Source organism: Rhizobium sp. R711 (genome assembly GCF_002211365.1).
Taxonomy (GTDB): domain Bacteria; phylum Pseudomonadota; class Alphaproteobacteria; order Rhizobiales; family Rhizobiaceae; genus Rhizobium.
The window spans coordinates 19,860-36,972 of the sequence record NZ_LOKZ01000006.1; the positions used below are offsets into that span (position 1 = coordinate 19,860).

General features: G+C 60.6%; 22 protein-coding genes. 15 read left to right on the top strand and 7 right to left on the bottom strand.

Going from position 1 to position 17,113, the window contains the following annotated elements; genetic code table 11:
• Window positions 1-113: 113 nt before the first annotated feature.
• Window positions 114-470: a DUF4406 domain-containing protein gene (locus tag ATY80_RS09800; protein WP_088692371.1), complete on the top strand. Its 357-nt coding sequence runs from the start codon at window positions 114-116 to the stop codon at window positions 468-470.
• Between the two features lie 92 nt (window positions 471-562).
• Window positions 563-1,180 carry a glutathione S-transferase gene (locus tag ATY80_RS09805; protein ID WP_088692254.1) on the top strand — a complete coding sequence of 206 codons (618 nt, stop codon included), beginning with the start codon at window positions 563-565 and terminating at the stop codon, window positions 1,178-1,180.
• Between the two features lie 51 nt (window positions 1,181-1,231).
• Here the strand turns inward: ATY80_RS09805 and ATY80_RS09810 are convergent, their stop codons facing one another.
• Together ATY80_RS09810 and ATY80_RS29510 are read right to left on the bottom strand one after the other, a co-directional pair.
• Entirely contained in the window at window positions 1,232-1,585 is a 354-nt protein-coding gene (locus tag ATY80_RS09810) for an MmcQ/YjbR family DNA-binding protein (protein ID WP_088692255.1), read from the bottom strand.
• A 49-nt stretch (window positions 1,586-1,634) separates the two neighbouring features.
• Entirely contained in the window at window positions 1,635-1,823 is a 189-nt protein-coding gene (locus tag ATY80_RS29510; RefSeq protein WP_088692256.1) for a hypothetical protein, read from the bottom strand.
• 120 nt (window positions 1,824-1,943) lie between these two features.
• Between ATY80_RS29510 and ATY80_RS09820 the strand changes: the two genes are divergently transcribed.
• Window positions 1,944-2,840 (top strand): LysR substrate-binding domain-containing protein, encoded by an 897-nt coding sequence (locus ATY80_RS09820; RefSeq protein WP_088692257.1) that lies wholly within the window; start codon window positions 1,944-1,946, stop codon window positions 2,838-2,840.
• On the opposite strand, the gene ATY80_RS09825 is transcribed toward ATY80_RS09820, so the two are convergent.
• Together ATY80_RS09825 and ATY80_RS09830 are read right to left on the bottom strand one after the other, a co-directional pair.
• Window positions 2,841-3,500, bottom strand: a complete 660-nt coding sequence (locus tag ATY80_RS09825; RefSeq protein WP_088692258.1) for a glutathione S-transferase family protein — start codon at window positions 3,498-3,500, stop codon at window positions 2,841-2,843.
• 99 nt (window positions 3,501-3,599) lie between these two features.
• Window positions 3,600-4,976 (bottom strand): TIGR03808 family TAT-translocated repetitive protein, encoded by a 1,377-nt coding sequence (locus ATY80_RS09830; RefSeq protein ID WP_088692372.1) that lies wholly within the window; start codon window positions 4,974-4,976, stop codon window positions 3,600-3,602.
• A 121-nt stretch (window positions 4,977-5,097) separates the two neighbouring features.
• Between ATY80_RS09830 and ATY80_RS09835 the strand changes: the two genes are divergently transcribed.
• From ATY80_RS09835 to ATY80_RS09855, 5 genes are all read left to right on the top strand, one after another.
• The gene (locus tag ATY80_RS09835) at window positions 5,098-6,108 is read left to right on the top strand and encodes a ligase-associated DNA damage response exonuclease (protein ID WP_088692373.1); all 1,011 of its coding nucleotides are present in this window, start codon (window positions 5,098-5,100) and stop codon (window positions 6,106-6,108) included.
• Complete coding sequence (locus tag ATY80_RS09840; RefSeq protein WP_088692259.1) at window positions 6,108-7,736, top strand: cisplatin damage response ATP-dependent DNA ligase; 1,629 nt, start codon at window positions 6,108-6,110, stop codon at window positions 7,734-7,736. Before ATY80_RS09835 ends, ATY80_RS09840 begins: the two co-directional genes overlap by 1 nt.
• Window positions 7,737-7,845: 109 nt before the next feature.
• Entirely contained in the window at window positions 7,846-8,769 is a 924-nt protein-coding gene (locus tag ATY80_RS09845; protein WP_088692260.1) for an alpha/beta fold hydrolase, read from the top strand.
• Window positions 8,770-8,882: 113 nt separating this feature from the next.
• Window positions 8,883-9,719, top strand: coding sequence for a L,D-transpeptidase (locus tag ATY80_RS09850; protein WP_088692261.1), 837 nt, complete (start codon window positions 8,883-8,885; stop codon window positions 9,717-9,719).
• A 166-nt stretch (window positions 9,720-9,885) separates the two neighbouring features.
• A complete protein-coding gene (locus ATY80_RS09855; RefSeq protein ID WP_088692262.1) occupies window positions 9,886-10,611 on the top strand; it encodes a L,D-transpeptidase in 726 nt (241 codons plus the stop codon).
• Between the two features lie 120 nt (window positions 10,612-10,731).
• Here ATY80_RS09855 and ATY80_RS09860 read toward each other — a convergent pair whose 3' ends face one another.
• Window positions 10,732-10,998 carry a DUF1127 domain-containing protein gene (locus ATY80_RS09860; protein WP_088692263.1) on the bottom strand — a complete coding sequence of 89 codons (267 nt, stop codon included), beginning with the start codon at window positions 10,996-10,998 and terminating at the stop codon, window positions 10,732-10,734.
• A gap of 188 nt (window positions 10,999-11,186) precedes the next feature.
• Here ATY80_RS09860 and ATY80_RS09865 point away from each other — a divergent pair, with 188 nt between their 5' ends.
• Window positions 11,187-12,011, top strand: coding sequence for a winged helix-turn-helix domain-containing protein (locus ATY80_RS09865; RefSeq protein WP_088692264.1), 825 nt, complete (start codon window positions 11,187-11,189; stop codon window positions 12,009-12,011).
• Window positions 12,012-12,045: 34 nt separating this feature from the next.
• Here the strand turns inward: ATY80_RS09865 and ATY80_RS09870 are convergent, their stop codons facing one another.
• Window positions 12,046-12,513 carry a MarR family transcriptional regulator gene (locus tag ATY80_RS09870; protein ID WP_088692265.1) on the bottom strand — a complete coding sequence of 156 codons (468 nt, stop codon included), beginning with the start codon at window positions 12,511-12,513 and terminating at the stop codon, window positions 12,046-12,048.
• Window positions 12,514-12,636: 123 nt separating this feature from the next.
• On the opposite strand from ATY80_RS09870, the gene ATY80_RS09875 reads away from it, so the two are divergent.
• The 3 genes from ATY80_RS09875 to ATY80_RS09885 all read left to right on the top strand — a co-directional run bounded on the left by ATY80_RS09875 (window position 12,637) and on the right by ATY80_RS09885 (window position 14,246).
• A complete protein-coding gene (locus ATY80_RS09875; protein ID WP_088692266.1) occupies window positions 12,637-13,059 on the top strand; it encodes an organic hydroperoxide resistance protein in 423 nt (140 codons plus the stop codon).
• 88 nt (window positions 13,060-13,147) lie between these two features.
• Window positions 13,148-13,531: an antitoxin Xre-like helix-turn-helix domain-containing protein gene (locus ATY80_RS09880; protein WP_088692267.1), complete on the top strand. Its 384-nt coding sequence runs from the start codon at window positions 13,148-13,150 to the stop codon at window positions 13,529-13,531.
• A complete protein-coding gene (locus tag ATY80_RS09885; RefSeq protein ID WP_088692268.1) occupies window positions 13,491-14,246 on the top strand; it encodes an RES family NAD+ phosphorylase in 756 nt (251 codons plus the stop codon). Before ATY80_RS09880 ends, ATY80_RS09885 begins: the two co-directional genes overlap by 41 nt.
• A gap of 24 nt (window positions 14,247-14,270) precedes the next feature.
• Here ATY80_RS09885 and ATY80_RS09890 read toward each other — a convergent pair whose 3' ends face one another.
• The gene (locus ATY80_RS09890; protein WP_088692269.1) at window positions 14,271-14,717 is read right to left on the bottom strand and encodes a MarR family winged helix-turn-helix transcriptional regulator; all 447 of its coding nucleotides are present in this window, start codon (window positions 14,715-14,717) and stop codon (window positions 14,271-14,273) included.
• A gap of 89 nt (window positions 14,718-14,806) precedes the next feature.
• Between ATY80_RS09890 and ATY80_RS09895 the strand changes: the two genes are divergently transcribed.
• Genes ATY80_RS09895 through ATY80_RS09905 form a run of 3 tightly spaced genes read left to right on the top strand, consistent with a single transcriptional unit; the run spans window position 14,807 to window position 16,867 of the window.
• The gene (locus ATY80_RS09895) at window positions 14,807-15,535 is read left to right on the top strand and encodes a thioredoxin family protein (protein ID WP_088692270.1); all 729 of its coding nucleotides are present in this window, start codon (window positions 14,807-14,809) and stop codon (window positions 15,533-15,535) included.
• Window positions 15,536-15,568: 33 nt separating this feature from the next.
• A complete protein-coding gene (locus tag ATY80_RS09900) occupies window positions 15,569-16,036 on the top strand; it encodes a DUF1579 domain-containing protein (protein WP_088692271.1) in 468 nt (155 codons plus the stop codon).
• A gap of 51 nt (window positions 16,037-16,087) precedes the next feature.
• The gene (locus ATY80_RS09905; RefSeq protein WP_088692272.1) at window positions 16,088-16,867 is read left to right on the top strand and encodes a VOC family protein; all 780 of its coding nucleotides are present in this window, start codon (window positions 16,088-16,090) and stop codon (window positions 16,865-16,867) included.
• Window positions 16,868-17,113: the final 246 nt, after the last annotated feature.

The window sequence follows — 17,113 nt, forward strand, 5'->3', positions numbered from 1 at the left end:
TTCGATCTGTGCACGAATTATCGTGATACTGCACGAAATGATTCGACATTCAAGAAATATCGTGCAGATATCGGATATCTCGTGCATGAAGCCGAGGGAAATGGAGCTTGATCATGTTGATTCTGATTGCCGGGCCCTACAGGTCGGGAACCGGGGACGACCCGGCAAAAATGGCGGCCAACCTGCAGCGGCTGGAGCAGCCCTCGCACAGGCTGTTCAAAGCGGGCCATGTGCCGATGATTGGAGAATGGGTGGCTCTGCCGGTGTGGAACGCCGCCGGCGGAAAGACCGTTGGCGATGATCTCTACGAGGAGATATTCCATCCCGTTGCTGGCCGGCTGCTACAGCTTTGCGATGGGGTGCTTCGGCTTGAGGGAGAATCCAAGGGCGCTGACAACGATGTGCGGATCGCGCGTGAACGCGGCATTCCAGTCTGGCATCGGATCGAAGATGTTCCAGACAGTGCCTGAAGCAGCTTGATTTTGAGAGGCCGGCTTGCCGGCCTCGATCTGTGCGTTTGCGGATCGCCGCGCTATAAAGTCAGCATCGAAGGGAGTCGATCATGCTGACATTGTATTTCGCGCCGCATACCTGTGCGCTCGCAAGCCTCATCGCACTGGAAGAGTCTGGGCTGCCGTTCAAGACGAAGAAGCTGAATTTTGCCACAGCGGAGCAGCGTTCTCCAGAATATCTGGCGGTCAATCCCAAGGGCAGGGTTCCGGCACTGCTAACGGATCGCGGCATTGTCACCGAAACGCCGGCGATCCTCGCCTACATCGCGCAGGTCGCGCCGGCCGCGCAGCTGGCGCCGCTCGATCCCTTCGAGTTCGCCCGGATGCAGGCGTTCAACAATTACCTGTGTTCGACCGTGCATGTGAACCACGCGCATGGCCGCCGCGGTAGCCGTTGGGCGGATGATCCGACAGCTCACGAAGCGATGAAGGCGAAAGTGCCGCAGACGATGGCCGAGTGCTTCGAACTCATCGATGCGCAGATGCTGGAAGGTCCGTGGGTGATGGGCGAGTATTACTCGGTCGCCGATCCCTATCTCTTCGTCATGACTGGCTGGCTTCGGCCAGACGGCGTCGATCCGGCTCGCTTCAGAAAGGCGACCGCACATTACGCCCAGATGATGGAACGGCCGGCCGTGCAACGAGCATTGGAGCGCGAGCAGGCCTAACAAGCGGTTCCAGATCCCGAGCACCGCCGGAGGCAAGTGCCGGGCGATGCGCTAGCCCTGAAAACTCGCGGCAAGTCTCTTTGGCGCACGGAACCGCCATGCGCTGATCAGCCGTTCCTTCAGTTCGGCGTCGCTGATCATGGCGGCATGCAGGGGCATATATGGCCAGCCGATATAGTGGGGTGTCTGATAGTAGATGTCAGGCGCCATCTCGATTAGCCGCTCCTTGTCGTCAATCGAGATGGAAAGCACGATGGTCTCGTTGTTCTTGACAGCCACGAAGGATTTCCCGCCGACCTTCAGCGCCGGGTTGCCGTAGGATGTGCTTTCCTCGACATCAGGCAGATTGGCTTCCGAGGAAAGACGCTTGAGGCGCGCATATATCGTGTCGACACTGTCGGTCATTTCGGTTCGCTCGAATGACAGCTCACTCAAACTAACAGATTTCTGAGCGTCATGCGCATCTTGCGAGCGGTTGCCGTTCGGGCGTTTGCGCGCCTGGTCGCGGGCCGAGCGGCAGGTCGGCTAACGCCGTCGGTGACATCCGTGCCAGGTCAGGATGGTACAACGGATCTCGCTTGATATCCGCGCTGTATGGCGGCACTACTGTCTCGACGCTCAAGAAAAACTTCAGGATTTGCATGGCGTGCCTCGCTTCCTTCCAGGGTGGCGAACGGAGCATCTGCTCAACACAGCCTGATTATTGCGGCCACCCGGGCACGTTTCAATTGAGATTACCATCATATCAGTATAGAAAAACTATATGCGAAACTTGAACTCGGTTCACCTGAATGGATTGCGCGCGCTCGACGCAGTAGGCCGGCTCGGCTCCCTGCAGGCCGCGGCCGAGGAACTCGGGGTCTCGATCGGCGCCGTCAGCCAGCAGATCATCAAAGCCGAAGCACAACTCGATCACGTGATTTTCGAGCGCACGCCGAAGGGCATGGTCGCGACGGAGGCAGGCGCGCGCCTCCTGGTCGGTTTGACCGAGGGTTTCAACGCGCTGTCACAGGCCGTCGCGACGACACAGCGGCGCGACGACGGTATCCTGACGATCTCGGTTGCGCCGGTCTTTGCCGCGCGCTGGCTCGTCTATCGGCTCGATCGCTTTGCCGAGCGGCACCCTGAAATCAGCCTGCGGATGGATGCCACCACCCGGCTCGTCAATCCGGCGCTCTGCGACGTCGATGTCGGCATCCGGGTTGGCAGCGGGCAGTGGCCCGACGTGAAGGCGGAGTTGTTGCTTCAGCAGGAAGTCTTTCCGGTCTGCTCGCCCGCCATGGCGGCGCGCCTGCACGAGCCCGCCGATATCCTGTCGCTGCCGGCCGTGATCGACGGCCGCGCGATGTTTAGCTGGGAAGTCTGGATGCGTGAGGTCGGCCTCTCGGGTTCCACGCTCGAGACGCGTCACGTCTTCAATGACGCCTCGCTCTGCCTCGATGCGGCGATTGCAGGGCAGGGCGTCATGCTCGCCTGGCAGACGCTGGCGGGCTTTGCTCTGCAGCAGGGCCAGTTGGTTGCGCCTTTCGGCATTCGCGCGAAAACCGGTTTCGGCCACTATTTCGTGACGGCCGAAGGCGCGCGCGAACCCAAGAAGGTGAAGGATTTCAAGGCCTGGATCCGCGAGGAAATGGCCGGTACCCTCAAGCTCTTTCCCTGATCAGACCGGTTCCTGCGAACGCGTCGCCTGCATCGCAATATAGGCCGGGCGGGACTGGCAATGTTTGATCCAGGCGCTGATATTCGGATGGGCGTCGAACAGTGCCTGTTCCGTCTGGGCGTAGCGAAGCACCTCCGCGATGTTGAGGTCGGCGGCCGTAAAGCGGTTGCCGACCACGTATTCGTTCGTCGCAAGGTGCCTCTCCAGCGTCGCGAACGGCTTTTTCAGCGAACGCACCGCAACACTGATCGTCGCCTTGCCCTCATCGCTGTCCTGCTTCTCGTCGTCATAGACGTAAACGATCTTCACCGTATGCGGTTCTACCTCGGTTGCTGCCCAGATGGTCCACATGGTCATCAAACCGTCTTCTTCGACGGTTTGGCCGGCGAGAGGCCCGCCATGCTTACGTGCGAGATAAAGCGTGATGGCAAGCGACTCGTGTATCACGAGGTCGCCGTCCTTGATGCTCGGGATCAGCGCCATTGGATTGATTGCCAGGAAATCCGGCGACAGCGTATTGATAGGTGCATCGGCGGCAAGCGGAGTGGCAAGTCGCCGGGCCTGGATGACCCGCACGGAGTCGAATTCCAGCCCCAGCTCCTCAGCCATCCAGTAAACGCGCGAGGCGCGCGAGCGATAGACCCCATAGATCGTCAGCATGTCGATATCCCCCTTAATTCGCTGGCTGCAGGGTAGGAGCGGAAACGTCTTGACGGAAGCCGCCGAGCCTTATGAATCGATGAAAGCTTTTGATGTTTCTCAGGAGATGCGGTTGCGCTCGATCGTCAATTGAGGATAGCGCGAGGAGTCCGTCGCCGCCAGTTCACCCGACACCTTCTTGTCCCATTCGAAACCGAGGACGGCGCCGCCGGACGTTTCCTGAAACACATTGTCGGTGATGACCGCCGTTCCGGCATCCTCCGCCACCGAGACCGCACAGCCGACCGGCGCCTTGCGGATGATGTTTCCGGTCACGACGAGGTTGCGCAGATAGGGACCCCAGCCGAGCTGCATGCCCCATCGTGGTGCACCTTCGATAATGTTGCCGGTGACCAGCGTATCCGCCTCGGCGGCAATGCCTATACCGAAGCCGACCTCATGCTCGTAGGGGCCCTTGAGCGTCAGGTTGCGCACCACATTGCCGGTCACGCTGGCCAACCTGCCGCCCTGGTCGAAGTTGGCGATCGAGATGCCGTTTGCCGCGCCGTCCACGATGTTGTTGGAGACAACGGCGCCCACAAACTCGAACTCGACATAGATCGCCGTCTCGCCCGAGCGTCGGCACTGGTTGCCGGTGATCTGGACATCGGACGCCGAATTGGCGCGGATTGCGGTGAAAGCGCAATCGGAAATGTGGTTGTTCGCCACCATCACGTTGTCGGCGCGGAAGATGTTGATGCCGTTGCCGTTCTGGCCGGTGCCGCCGTCATTGGCCTGGATCCGGTAGACGCGGTTGCCGCTGACGACGCTGCTATCAGCCGCCTTCTTCCAGCGATGCACGAGAATGCCGCCATTGCCGCAGTCGAAGACTTCGTTGCCGGTGATCGAGAGCCCGTCGGATTCGAGGGCATAGATGCCGGACTGGCCCGCACCTGATATGCGGCTGCGCTCGATCCGACCGCCGCATCGCTCCAGCTGCAGGGCATGCTTGCGGCTGCCGCCGATCTCGCAATTGTCGATCATCACCTCGTCGACGCCGGTAAATTGCAACAGCGCGCCGGCGTAGTCGCCGAGCCAACGGTTCTGGCCGTCGATGGCTATGTTCGACAGCTCGACACGCTTGATATTGTCAGCGCTAAAGAGGTGGCCGTCGCCGGTGTAGATGATACGCGACGCTCCCGGTACGCCTGTTATCCGCGTATTCTCCGGCAGCACGAGATTGGAAACCTTGTAGGTGCCGGGCGGCAGGAAAACCGGCACGTTTTCCGCTGCGGCCTGATCGATCATCTTCTGCAGGCCGACGCTCTTGCGGTCGGCCGCGCCGGGCGTCGTCTTGTATTCGACCGCGTCGATCGCTCCACGCAGATCGCCTTCGCGTGTTGCCGCCAAACTGCGGGAAGCGATCAGCGCGAGGGCCGATGCTCCCGCAAGGCGGAAGAGGTCGCGGCGCGACGATGTTAACGAAGTTTTCCTCATTGCCATCATTCTTGCAGGAAACGTGCCAGTGGGCTTGTTTCATTTTGGTACAGGCAAGCATCTCCCGGCCGCGTCACGCATGCCACTGGCCCTTCCATTCTTTCCCGCTATCTTTGCAGGCATGAGACCAGACGCCTTGCTCTATCCCGCCCCCGAAGGGCTCTATTGTCCCGAGGGAGGATTCTATGTGGATCCCGTGCGGCCGGTCGAGCGCGCCCTGATCACCCACGGCCATTCCGATCACGCGCGGCCCGGCCATGCAAACGTGCTCGCGACGCGCCAGACGCTCGACATCATGCAGATCCGCTATGGCGACGGCTTCTGCGGAAGCGAGCAGGCTGCCGCCTTCGGCGAAGAGATCCTGATCAACGGCGTGAAGGTCAGCTTTCATCCTGCCGGCCATGTGCTCGGTTCGGCGCAGATCGCGATCGAGAAGAGTGGCACGCGCATCGTCGTCTCGGGTGATTACAAGCGGCGCGCAGACCCGACATGCGCGGCCTACGTTCCGGTGCCCTGCGACGTCTTCATCACCGAGGCGACCTTCGGGCTACCGGTCTTCCACCATCCCGATCCGGTCGATGAAATGGGCAAGCTCTACGCCTCGCTGCGGCAGTTTCCGGAGCGCACGCATCTGATCGGCGCCTATGCGCTCGGCAAGGCGCAGCGCGTGATCCGCCTGTTGCGCGATACCGGCTACGACCAGCCGATCTATATCCACGGCGCGATGGAACGGCTCTGCGACTACTACATGGAGCAGGGCATCGATCTTGGTGAGTTTCGCCCGGCGACAATCGAGAGCCGCGACAAGTCCGCCTTCAAGGGAGCCATTGTCGTCGGCCCGTCCTCGGCCTTTGCCGATCGCTGGGCACGACGCTTCAACGAGCCTTTGCCGGCATTTGCGTCGGGCTGGATGATGGTGCGTCAGCGCGCCAAGCAGCAGGGCGTCGAACTGCCGCTGGTCATCTCCGATCATTGCGACTGGCCGGAACTGACCGAGACGATCGGCGACCTGCGCCCCGAGGAAGTGTGGGTGACGCATGGTCGCGAGGAGGCGCTGGTCCGCTGGTGCCAGCTGCAAGGCATCAAGGCCCGGCCGCTCCATCTGGTCGGCTATGAAGACGAGGCCGACTGATGAAAGCATTCGCCGACCTTCTCGATCGCCTCGTGCTCACCCCCAGCCGCAACGGCAAGCTGAAACTGCTTACCGATTATTTCCGCGACACCCCGGACCCGGATCGCGGCTACGGTCTTGCCGCCATCGCCGGCACGCTTGAAGTGCGCAACGTCAAGCCGGCTATGCTGCGCGAGCTGGTGCTGGAGCGGATGGACGAGGTGCTCTTCCGCTATTCCTACGATTATGTCGGCGATCTGGCGGAAACGATCTCCCTTGTCTGGGACGCCGAGAAAGACATCGAACGGCCGGCGCTTGCCCAGCCTCGGCTTGGTGATGTCGTCAGAGAGATGAACGCGCTCGGGCGCACCGAGGTCCGCAGCTTCGTGCGCGACTTGCTCGATCGGCTGGATACGTCAGGTCGTTTCGCCTTCATCAAGCTCGCGACCGGGGCGCTCCGCATCGGTGTGTCCTCGCGATTGGCGAAGCAGGCGCTCGCCGATATGGGTGGCCGCGACGTGACCGAAATCGAGACGCTGTGGCATGGCCTGCAGCCTCCCTACGAAGCGTTGTTTCGCTGGCTGGAAGGGCAGGGTAACAAGCCGGTGCTGGCAACGCCCGCGATCTTTCATTCCGTCATGCTTGCCAATCCGGTCGAGGAGGGGGATCTCGATCGGCTCGATCCAGCCGAATATGCAGCAGAGTGGAAGTGGGACGGCATTCGCGTGCAGCTGTCGCGCTCCGGCGACACGCGCAAGATCTACTCGCGTTCCGGCGACGATATATCAGGCGCATTTCCCGATATCGTCGATTCGATCAGCTTCGACGGCGTGATGGACGGCGAGCTGCTTGTTGGCGGAACCACCCGCTCGAACAGCCCGACGCGTACCTTTTCCGATCTGCAGCAACGCCTGAACCGCAAGACGGTAACGACGAGGATGCTCGACGAGTATCCGGCTTTCATTCGTGCCTACGATCTGCTTTTCGATCGGGAGGAGGACGTGCGCGGTCGCTCCTACGTCGATCGTCGTGAACGTCTTGCGGAGGTCATTGACCGTGCACCGCACGACCGCTTCGATCTTTCGCCTCTGGTCGAATTCTCTTCATGGGACCAACTGGATCAACTGCGGTCGTCACCGCCGGATCCTGTCATCGAGGGGGTGATGATCAAGCGCCGCGACAGCATCTATCAGGCGGGGCGCTTGAAGGGGCCGTGGTTCAAATGGAAGCGCAACCCTTACAACGTCGACGCCGTGCTGATGTATGCGCAGCGCGGCCATGGCAAGCGGTCGAGCTATTATTCGGATTTCACCTTCGGCGTCTGGACGGAGACACCGGAGGGAGAACAGCTGGTGCCTGTTGGCAAAGCCTATTTCGGCTTCACGGATGCTGAACTGGAACTGCTGGACAAGTTCGTTCGCAACAACACGACCGAGCGCTTTGGTCCGGTACGGGCCGTCAGGGCGGACAAGGATTTCGGCTTCGTCGTGGAAGTCGCCTTCGAAGGCATCAATCGCTCTACCCGCCACAAGTCGGGCGTGGCGATGCGCTTTCCGCGGATCTCCCGTCTGCGCCCCGATAAGCCGTCCTACGAGGCGGATCGCCTTCAGACGCTGGTCGCGATGATCGATGCCAAGGGCGATCAGTAGTTTTTCTGGCGCAAAACGCCGCAGGATCACAGTTTTCAACACAACGTGTGTTGGCGACCGCGCGCTTCCGGTGCAATTTTCGAATCGCCGGGAACCATGGAAGTGTGAAATGACGTCAGACAAAGGTAATTCTTTTCTCCGCCAACGCCGCACGGTTCTTGCAGGCCTGGCCGGAGCCCTCCTGCTCCCGCGCATGGCTAGTGCATTCGACGTTCCGGACGTGCCGAGACTGATCGATCACGACTATGCCAAGGTCCGCAAGCACTTCCATACCAAGCTCTTGCAGAAGGGGCCGGCTCCCGACAAGTATGAACCGCTCGACGCGCCCGCGGACGGTGAGAAGATCTTCTACCGGTCCGGCTATGGCGGCGAATTGGAACTGGTTGCCTGGGTCTCCAAATACAAGCGCGGCGGCAAGCCAAAGCCAGGTGTTCTGTTCCTGCACGGCGGCAACGCCATGGGTCTTGGCCACTGGGTTCTGCTCAAGGCCTATGTCGACGCGGGCTTCGTGGTGATGATGCCGTCGCTGCGCGGCGAAAATGGCCAGATGGGCAATTTCTCGGGCTTCTACGACGAGGTCGACGATGTGCTCTCGGCGGCCGACCGTCTGCAGCATCTTCCCGGCGTCGATGGCAACCGCCTGTTTATCGCCGGCCACAGCATCGGCGGTACGCTGACCATGCTTGCGGCGATGAGCAGCCACAAATTCCGCGCCGCGGCGCCGATCTCCGGCAATCCGGATGCGTTTCGTTTCTTCAATCGCTACCCGCAGGACATTCGTTTCGACGACAGCAACGCCCACGAATTCGAGGTCCGCAGTGCGCTCTGCTATGCCAAGAGCTTCAAATGCCCCGTCCGTGTCGTCCATGGCACTGAGGAGGCGCATTTCAACGACCGCGCCGGCCTGCTTGCCAGCCGCGCCCGCTCCGGCGGTGTCCAGATCGAAACGGATACGGTGACCGGCAACCACACCTCGGCGCTGCCGGCGGAGATTGAACAGAGCATAAAGTTTTTCCACGGGGTCTCGGCCTGATCGTGGTCTGACGTCCATTGATGCGAGGCTGATCTGGTGACCAGCCTCGCGCCAGCCGCAAGTGCCATCCTTGCCACAGCTATACGTCTCGCTGTTGTCGATGAGGGTGTTTTATGACTGTTCTCAGCCGGGTGTCGCCATTTGCCGGGCTTGCGGCCGCTGCTCTTTGCCTGAGTGGTTGCAATATCCTCATTCCGGATACCGGTGCCACCGATCCTGCCCGCTTCGTGCAGGAAACATCCCCTGTTTTCTATAACCCACCCGGTGTCGATCCCATGCGCGTCAAGCCGGTGGATACGCCGGTCCCGCAGAGGCCGGGTGTGCCGCCGACGATCTATAATCAGACCTATGGTATCCCAGGCGCGAACTTCAGCCGGACCTACGGCCTGCCGGTCACCAATCCGGTGAATGGCACCTTGTATGGCCAGGTGCGCGATACCGACTTCACGTTGCCAGCGATACCGATCAGCCGCATCGACCCACAGTATCTGCGGCAGGAGGTCGCCTATCCGACCAAAGAGAAGCCCGGTACGATCATCGTCGATACGAAAACCAAACACCTTTATTTTGTCGAGCCTGGCGGCAAGGCGATGCGCTACGGCGTCGGCCTCGGCCGCGAAGGCTATGCATGGTCCGGCCGGGGCGTCATTCAGTGGAAGCAAAAATGGCCGCGTTGGACGCCGCCCGCCGAAATGGTCTCACGCCAGCCTGACGTCCGGGCCTTCTCGGCGGAAAACGGCGGCATGAACCCAGGTCTTGGAAACCCGCTGGGTGCGCGCGCTCTTTATATCTTCAAGGATGGTCAGGATACGCTTTACCGCATCCACGGGACTCCGGATTGGCAGTCGGTCGGAAAGTCCACGTCGTCGGGTTGCGTACGCATGCTGAACCAGGATGTGGTCGACCTCTATGACCGCGTTCCGGCGAAGGCCGAGATCGTCGTGATGTAGACGCGCAACAGCGCGGGCGATATCGTCGGTCGTCGGACGGACACGACTTCGTGAGGTAGTGGTTTATTTAGCGCAAGACGGTAATTTCCTTTGTCGTCACCGGCGTTGAACCACCCTCCGCGAAGGGCGTCGTCCTTCCAGCGCAACAGGAACCCAGACCCGCGTTATGAGCTTTGAAACATCCCTTTCCCGCCGCAGCTTCCTTTCGCTTTCGGCCATGACCGCGGCTTCGGCCCTGGCTGGCTGCGCATCCACGGCCGGGCCGCCTCCCATGGCTCAGCCGGTCGTCATGCGCACCCCCCCGGTCAACATGTTCCAGGCCCCGCTGGCTCCGGGTGATGCCGAGCTGGAGGTCATGTACGGCCCGATAGAGGACGGCGGCTTTCTCATTCCGGCCGTGCCCTACCAGAAGATCGATCCGCGCTTTTATCGTCAGCAGGTCGTCGATCCGACCGGCCAGGCGCCCGGCACGATCGTCGTCGATACCCCCTCACGTTTCCTCTACCTCGTGCAGCCCGGCGGTACCGCGATGCGTTACGGCATTGGTGTCGGCCGCGAAGGATTTGCCTGGCAGGGCACGGGCGTCATTCAGTGGCGTCAGAGGTGGCCGCGCTGGAAGCCGCCGAATGAGATGGTCGCACGCCAGCCGGAGCTCACCAAGTATTCGATTGAAAACGGCGGCATGGAGCCAGGCCTGAAGAATCCGCTCGGCGCGCGTGCGCTCTACATCTTCTCGAATGGCGAAGACACGCTCTACCGCCTGCACGGCAACCCGGAATGGCGCTCCATCGGTAAGGCCGTGTCATCGGGCTGCGTGCGACTGCTGAACCAGGATATTATCGACCTCTATGATCGCGTGCCGAACAAGGCGCCGGTCGTCGTTCTGCAGTGATCGATTTGCGTCCCGCTGTCTCCCTTTTCCCCTGGGGGACAGCATCTTCCCGCCAAGGGAAATCGCGCCTTACCGGGGAGACGGTACCGTCTCTCCGCCCACATTTGGCCGGGCCGAAATTTACCGCCACGAGTAGCTATGTGAGATGATCGCGTCAGGATCGATGCCTCTGGCTGACTCATGCCAACCGGCAAACTCGTCGTGTCTGACGATGCCGATATCGGCGAGTTGCTCGTCGTCAAGCTTATCCAACGCCCGGCATGCAGCATGATCTGTCGTTGAATGGTATTCCCCATGCGGGACCAGATGCGCGAGCGCGTGCCATGTTCCCGAAAACGCTGCTGTCGGCGAAAAAGTGCGAACGCCATGTAGGTGCAGGAATGTCATGGTGGCTCCCCCAAGCTGCAGTTGTAACGGCAAAGCCTCCCATTTGTCCGTGTGGTTGTCGTGAAGCCCGGCTGAAGCGCTTTTGAAATTTCTCTGAAATTCTTTGGTTTCGGTGTCGCGCTTCGATACACTTCGTTGTCGTGGTGGGAAGCGTTTGCTAAATTGCGCGCCAACATTCGGAGCATCCAATGTCGATGTTCGAATTCGCGGGACACCAACTCGATTTGCAACAGGGCCGGTTGCGCAAGGGCGGGCAGGATGTTCGTTTGCGCCCCAAATCCCTGGCGTTGCTGACTTATCTGCTTGAAAATTCGGGGCGCGTCGTCACCAAGGACGAACTGGTTTCAGCCGTCTGGCCAAATGTAGCCGTCACGGACGGCTCGCTCAGCCAGTGCGTGACGGATATACGCAGGACGCTGGGCGAGGGCGCAGTAAAGCTCATTCGCACCATTCCGTGCCGCGGTTATGCCTTGGACGAGAAACTCATGCGGCGCAGCGAGGCTCTGTTGCCGTCTGCGGCAGTCAGTCCGTCGGGGCGGCCCTCGATTGCGGTGCTTCCGTTCACGGTCGCGGTGCCTGGTGGTCGGCACACATGGATCGCAGACGGCATTGTCGAGGACATCATCACTGCGTTGGCGAAGATTCCCAATTTCTTTGTCGCATCGAAGAACTTGAGCTTTGCTTATCGCGACAAGGTCGGTCGCCTGCCGGACGTCGCCCTAGCGCTTGGTGTGGCCTACGTCCTTAGCGGAAGTGCCCGCGTGAGCGGCCGCGAATTGCGGTTGACGACCGAACTTGTCGATGCGCGAACCGGCGGAATCGTCTGGGCGGACCGCTTCGATCGTCATCTCGGGCAAATCTTCGAGGTTCAAGACGAGATAACAACGGCCGTTGTCGAGCGGCTGAAGATCGAGCTTCTGCCGCAAGGCCGCGGCGCTGCTGTCGTCGAAAACCAACGAGAATTTGACCTGCCGGGCAACCATTCCGGCCATCCGGCGCTCTGGGATCGGTAGGGTTTGGCCAATCCTGTTGCTGCGACCGCGACCTCTATACCGCAGCCGTAAGGTTTGAACGCAGGCCCCTCAACAGGCCTCGGATGGTCTTCATTTCTTCGAGTGTGCAGCCCGCCGCCTGACCGATGGCGGTCATGATTGTGTCGATCTCGCTCCGCATCGCCCGGCCCTTGTCTGTCAGCGATACGATGACCTGTCGCTCGTCGCGGGAATCGCGCTTGCGCTTGATCAGTCCGGTTTGCTCCAGGCGCTTGAGCAGGGGAGAGAGGGTGCCGGAGTCGAGATCGAGTTGCTCGCCGATTGCCTTGACCGGCTGTTCGGACTTCTCCCACAGCGCCAACATGACCAGATATTGCGGGTAGGTGAGGCCGACCTTGTCGAGAATCGGCTTGTAGGCGCGCGTGAAGGCATGCGCCGTCGAATAGACCGCAAAGCAGAGCTGGTTTTCCAGCCGTTTCTCTTCTTCCGGAATTTCCATCGTCTTTGCCAGATGCGCTTTCATTGTCGTTGTCCTTGAGGCGTGATTGTCCTCTTTTCGAATTCGAAATGCAATTTGCAAAATTAACTTGCGTACAATTTAATTGTGCAATATACAAAATCCAACCCCAACGCAAAGGAGACTGACATGCCTATCCTCTATACGACCAAAGCTTCCGCCACCGGTGGCCGCGCGGGCCGCGCCGTTTCCGAAAACGGCGTTCTCGATGTGACGCTGACGGTTCCGAAGGAACTCGGTGGCGACGGCGCGACTGGCACCAACCCTGAACAGCTCTTTGCAGCCGGTTATTCGGCCTGCTTCCTCGGTGCTTTGAAATTTGTCGCCGGCAAGGAAAAGGTCAAGATTCCCGAGGACACCGCGGTCAGCGCGACGGTCGGCATCGGCCCGCGCGAAGATGGCACGGGATTCGGCATTGAAGTCGCCCTGACGGTGAACATTCCCGGCCTCGACAAGCCAACGGCTGAAAAGCTTGCCGCCGCCGCCCACATCGTGTGCCCCTATAGCCACGCCATGCGCACGTCGACCGAGGTTCCGGTCACCGTCGCCTGATTATAATTGTGGAAGAGCGTCGCGGATCGCGACGCTCTTTTCATATGAAAATAAAGTGCTATATTCTTTCCTGTGAAAGGAATATGGCATGGCTATAGCGCATCCGATCTCTGGCGTCCGGTCTCCTGAAGCAACCGTGATCACCAAGGCCGCCGTCAATGCCGCCGACCATCTCGGCCTCAATGCTCGAACGCTTTCGGCGGTGCTCGGCGTTTCGGAGGCAACTGTCTCGCGTATGAAGCGGCAGGATTATCTGCTTGAGCGTGGCTCGAAGTCCTTTGAACTCGCGATCCTGCTCGTGCGTCTGTTTCGCTCGCTCGACGCGATCGTCGGCGGCGACGAAGCCATCGCCCGTCAATGGCTGCGCAACGCCAATACGGCGCTCGGCGCGACACCGCTCGAAAAGATTGTCAGCATCTCGGGATTGACCGATGTCCTTGCCTATCTGGACGCCCGCCGCGCTATCGTCTGAGACGCGGGCGATCTCGGGCAGGTTTTGGCGGCTGGTCGAGGCGCAGCATCAGATATCGACGCTGAAGCTTGTCGATACGCTCGACGAGCAGGCCTTGCTCGAAAACCTGCTCGAGGAAAGCAAGCCGGCGCTGCCGCCGGAATGTGTCGGGCTGGACTACCTGCTTGCCACGCCGTTCCGCTATGGCGCGGTCTATCCATATGGTTCGCGTTTCCGACGGGCAGGCCGCACGCTCGGCGTCTTCTATGCGTCCGAGCGGGTAGAAACCGCGCTTGCGGAAATGGCTTTCTATAGGCTGCTGTTCTATTCGGAATCGCCCGCCACGTCGCTTCCCGCTAACGCCGCCGAATACACCGCCTTTGCCGCTGCGATCGCTACGCCGTCAGCAATCGATCTCACGTGCCCGCCGCTCGATTCTGATCGGGAGATCTGGACCGATCCCCAGAACTACGCGCCGTGCCAGGCCCTCGCGGACGCTGCGCGGGAGGCGGGCTCCCAAGCAATCCTCTACGAATCCGTGCGCGATCCGCAGCGCGGCCGTAACATCGCGCTTTTGACGGCGGCGGCATTTGCTGCCCGCGAGCCCGTTGAGCGCCAGACGTGGAGGATCCGGCTTTCGGGCATTGGCGTCCAGGCGCTCTGCGAATTTCCGAAAGTCAGAATTGGATTCTCGGTCGAGGATTTCGCCTCAGACCCGCGCATGGCGCGCGACTAAAGCGTTGTCATATGCGACCGGTCTTCAGGAGAGCGCCTGCAGGTCGCGTCGCAATCTTCCGATGTCGCCATCCGGCAGGGCCTGATCGAGGCTGGCGTGGGTGCTTTCCCAGATCGGCACTGCGGCCGCGAGCACCGCCTTGCCCTCCGGCGTCAGGCTTAGCAAGCGCCGGCGCTTGTCTTTCGCATTCTGCGTTACATTTACCCAACCACGGCGCTGCAATGGCTTGAGCGCTGCCGTCAATGTCGTCTGATCCATCGCAAGCAGGGTCGCGACCGGTCCCATCGGCGGTGGCTCCGGGCGGTTCAGCGACATCATCAGCGAGAACTGGCCGTTGGTGAGCCCGACAGGGCGAAGCGCCTCGTCGAAGAGCCGCGCCAGTGCGCGCGCAGCCCGCTGCACATGCAGGCAAAGGCACGTGTCGCGCACCAGAAGCGTCGTTGAAAAGGGAATCTCTACCGCGTTTGACATGTCCAATTTCTATTGATATCAATGTAATTAGTCAAGGAAAAGCAACATGGACTGCCACGTCTCGATCGCGCCGGAGGAGGGTGCTCGTGATGCATAACCAAGTCGTTTCCCGTGAAGAATGGCTGGAAGCCCGCCGCGCGCTGCTTCTCAAGGAGAAGGAAGCAACGCATCTGAGGGACAAGGTCAATGCCGAGCGCATGGCCTTGCCCTGGGTCAAGGTCGACAAAAATTACGTCTTCGATACGCCGCAGGGAAAGAAAAGCCTTGCCGAACTCTTCGATGGCCGCAGCCAACTCCTGATCTATCACTTCATGCTTGGCCCCGATTGGGAGGCCGGCTGCCCCGGATGCTCGTTCCTGTCGGATCATGTGGACGGAACGCTTCCGCATCTCAACAATCACGATGTCACCTGGGTCGCCGTTTCACGCGCGCCCGTGGCCAAGATCGAGGCCTACAAGAAGCGCATGGGCTGGAAATTCCCGTGGGTGTCATCCTTCGATAACAGCTTCAACTTCGACTACCACGTGTCTTTCAGCCCGGAGGATCTGGCGAAGGACAAGGTCATCTACAATTTCGAGGCGATCGAGCCCGCCAATGCCCATGACGAGCTGCCCGGCCTCAGCGCGTTCTACAAGAATGACGACGGCGAGGTCTTCCACACTTACTCGACCTACGCACGCGGGCTTGAAGAGGCGGTCGGCACCTTGATGATCCTCGATCGCGCGCCGAAGGGCCGCAACGAAGATAGCACGATGGATTTCGTCAAGCGTCACGACGAATACGAGCCGGCCACGAGCGAGCCGTCCTGCTGTCACTGAGATCTGCGACCATCATCCCACGGGAGAAGGACGATGCAGCAAGCAAAAGCTCTGAAGGAGCACGAGTTCCTGGAAGACCTTGTCGGCGTCTGGGATGTAATAGCGCCCGGGATGACCGGACAAGAGCCTTGGACGGAAATCGTGCGGTCGCTCCACGGTATTTGGTTCGTCGCCGAAGGCTCCGGCCAGATGCCGGGCGGCGGCGCGGCAACGACCGTTCTCACCCTCGGCTACAACGCCGACAAGGGCAAATATGTCGGCACCTGGATCGGCACCATGATGGACCATCTGTGGGTCTATCAGGGTGATGTGTCCGACGACGGCAAGACCTTGAGCCTCTATACGACAGGCCCCGACTTCGCTGACGCAAGGAAGCTTGCCGAGTATCGCGAGCAGCTCATTTTTCACGATCGCGACCACCGCACGTTCAATTCTGCCGCCAGGCAGCCCGACGGCTCCTGGAAGCAGTTCATGGAGGCGCACTACACCCGCAAGCAGTAGCTGCGGGCAGAGAACGGCGTGCCGTTCGTCAAACCCAAAATGGAGAACACGATGTCCGAAACCCACGGCAAATTTATCTGGTGCGAACTGATGACCCCCGATCCCAAGGCCGCAGCCGAATTCTACGGCAAGGTTGTCGGGTGGACCACAAACGACATGACGATCCAGGACCTGCCGCCCTATACGATCTTCGAAGCCAATGGCGCGGGCGTCGCCGGGCTGATGGATTTTCCCGCCGAACTGGAGGGGAAGGGTATCCCGCCGAACTGGACGGGCTACGTCGCGGTCGATGATGTCGACAAGACGGCGAAGGATTTTGCCGCCAACGGCGGCTCGGTCCGCCGCGAGCCTGCGGATATTCCGACGGTTGGACGCTTTGCCGTCGTCGCCGATCCGCACGGCGCGGTGATCTGCATCATGACGCCGCTGCCGAGGGACAATCCAACGCCTCCCGCGCCGATGGGCACGCCGGGCCACATCGGTTGGCACGAACTCTATGCCGGCAACGGTGCGGAAGCCCTCGCATTCTATTCGAAGCTTTTCGGCTGGACGAAGGATCATGACTTCGACATGGGCGAGATGGGTGCCTATACGATCTTTGCCGAACACGGCACCCCTGTCGGCGGCATGATGACCAAGCCGCCGAATGTCCCCATGCCGGCATGGGCTTATTACTTTAATGTGCCGGCCATCGATGCGGCCATCGAGCGCGTCAAGGCCGGCGGCGGCACGGTGTTGAACGGTCCGATGGAAGTGCCCGGCGGCAGCTGGATCATCCAGGCGACCGATCCGCAGGGCGCATTCTTCTGTCTCGTGGCGCCCGCCAGATAGACGCGACTGACGATGACATCAGCGCAGCGTAAGACGGCCGGACGCCGTCCTGCGCTGCTTGATTTGAGGGTTTCAAGCCGGTTGATGGAATGTGATCCAGCGTGGCGCGGACATCGAATCGAGAGCCGAGGGCGCGCTGCGGCGAATGCCGAAGCTCGTTCGTATTTCATTAATTTTATTAGAATTTTAGCGTTTCCGGCGATATTCGGGCGCCTGCTGTTAACTCTTCCTCAAACATTTTTGGGT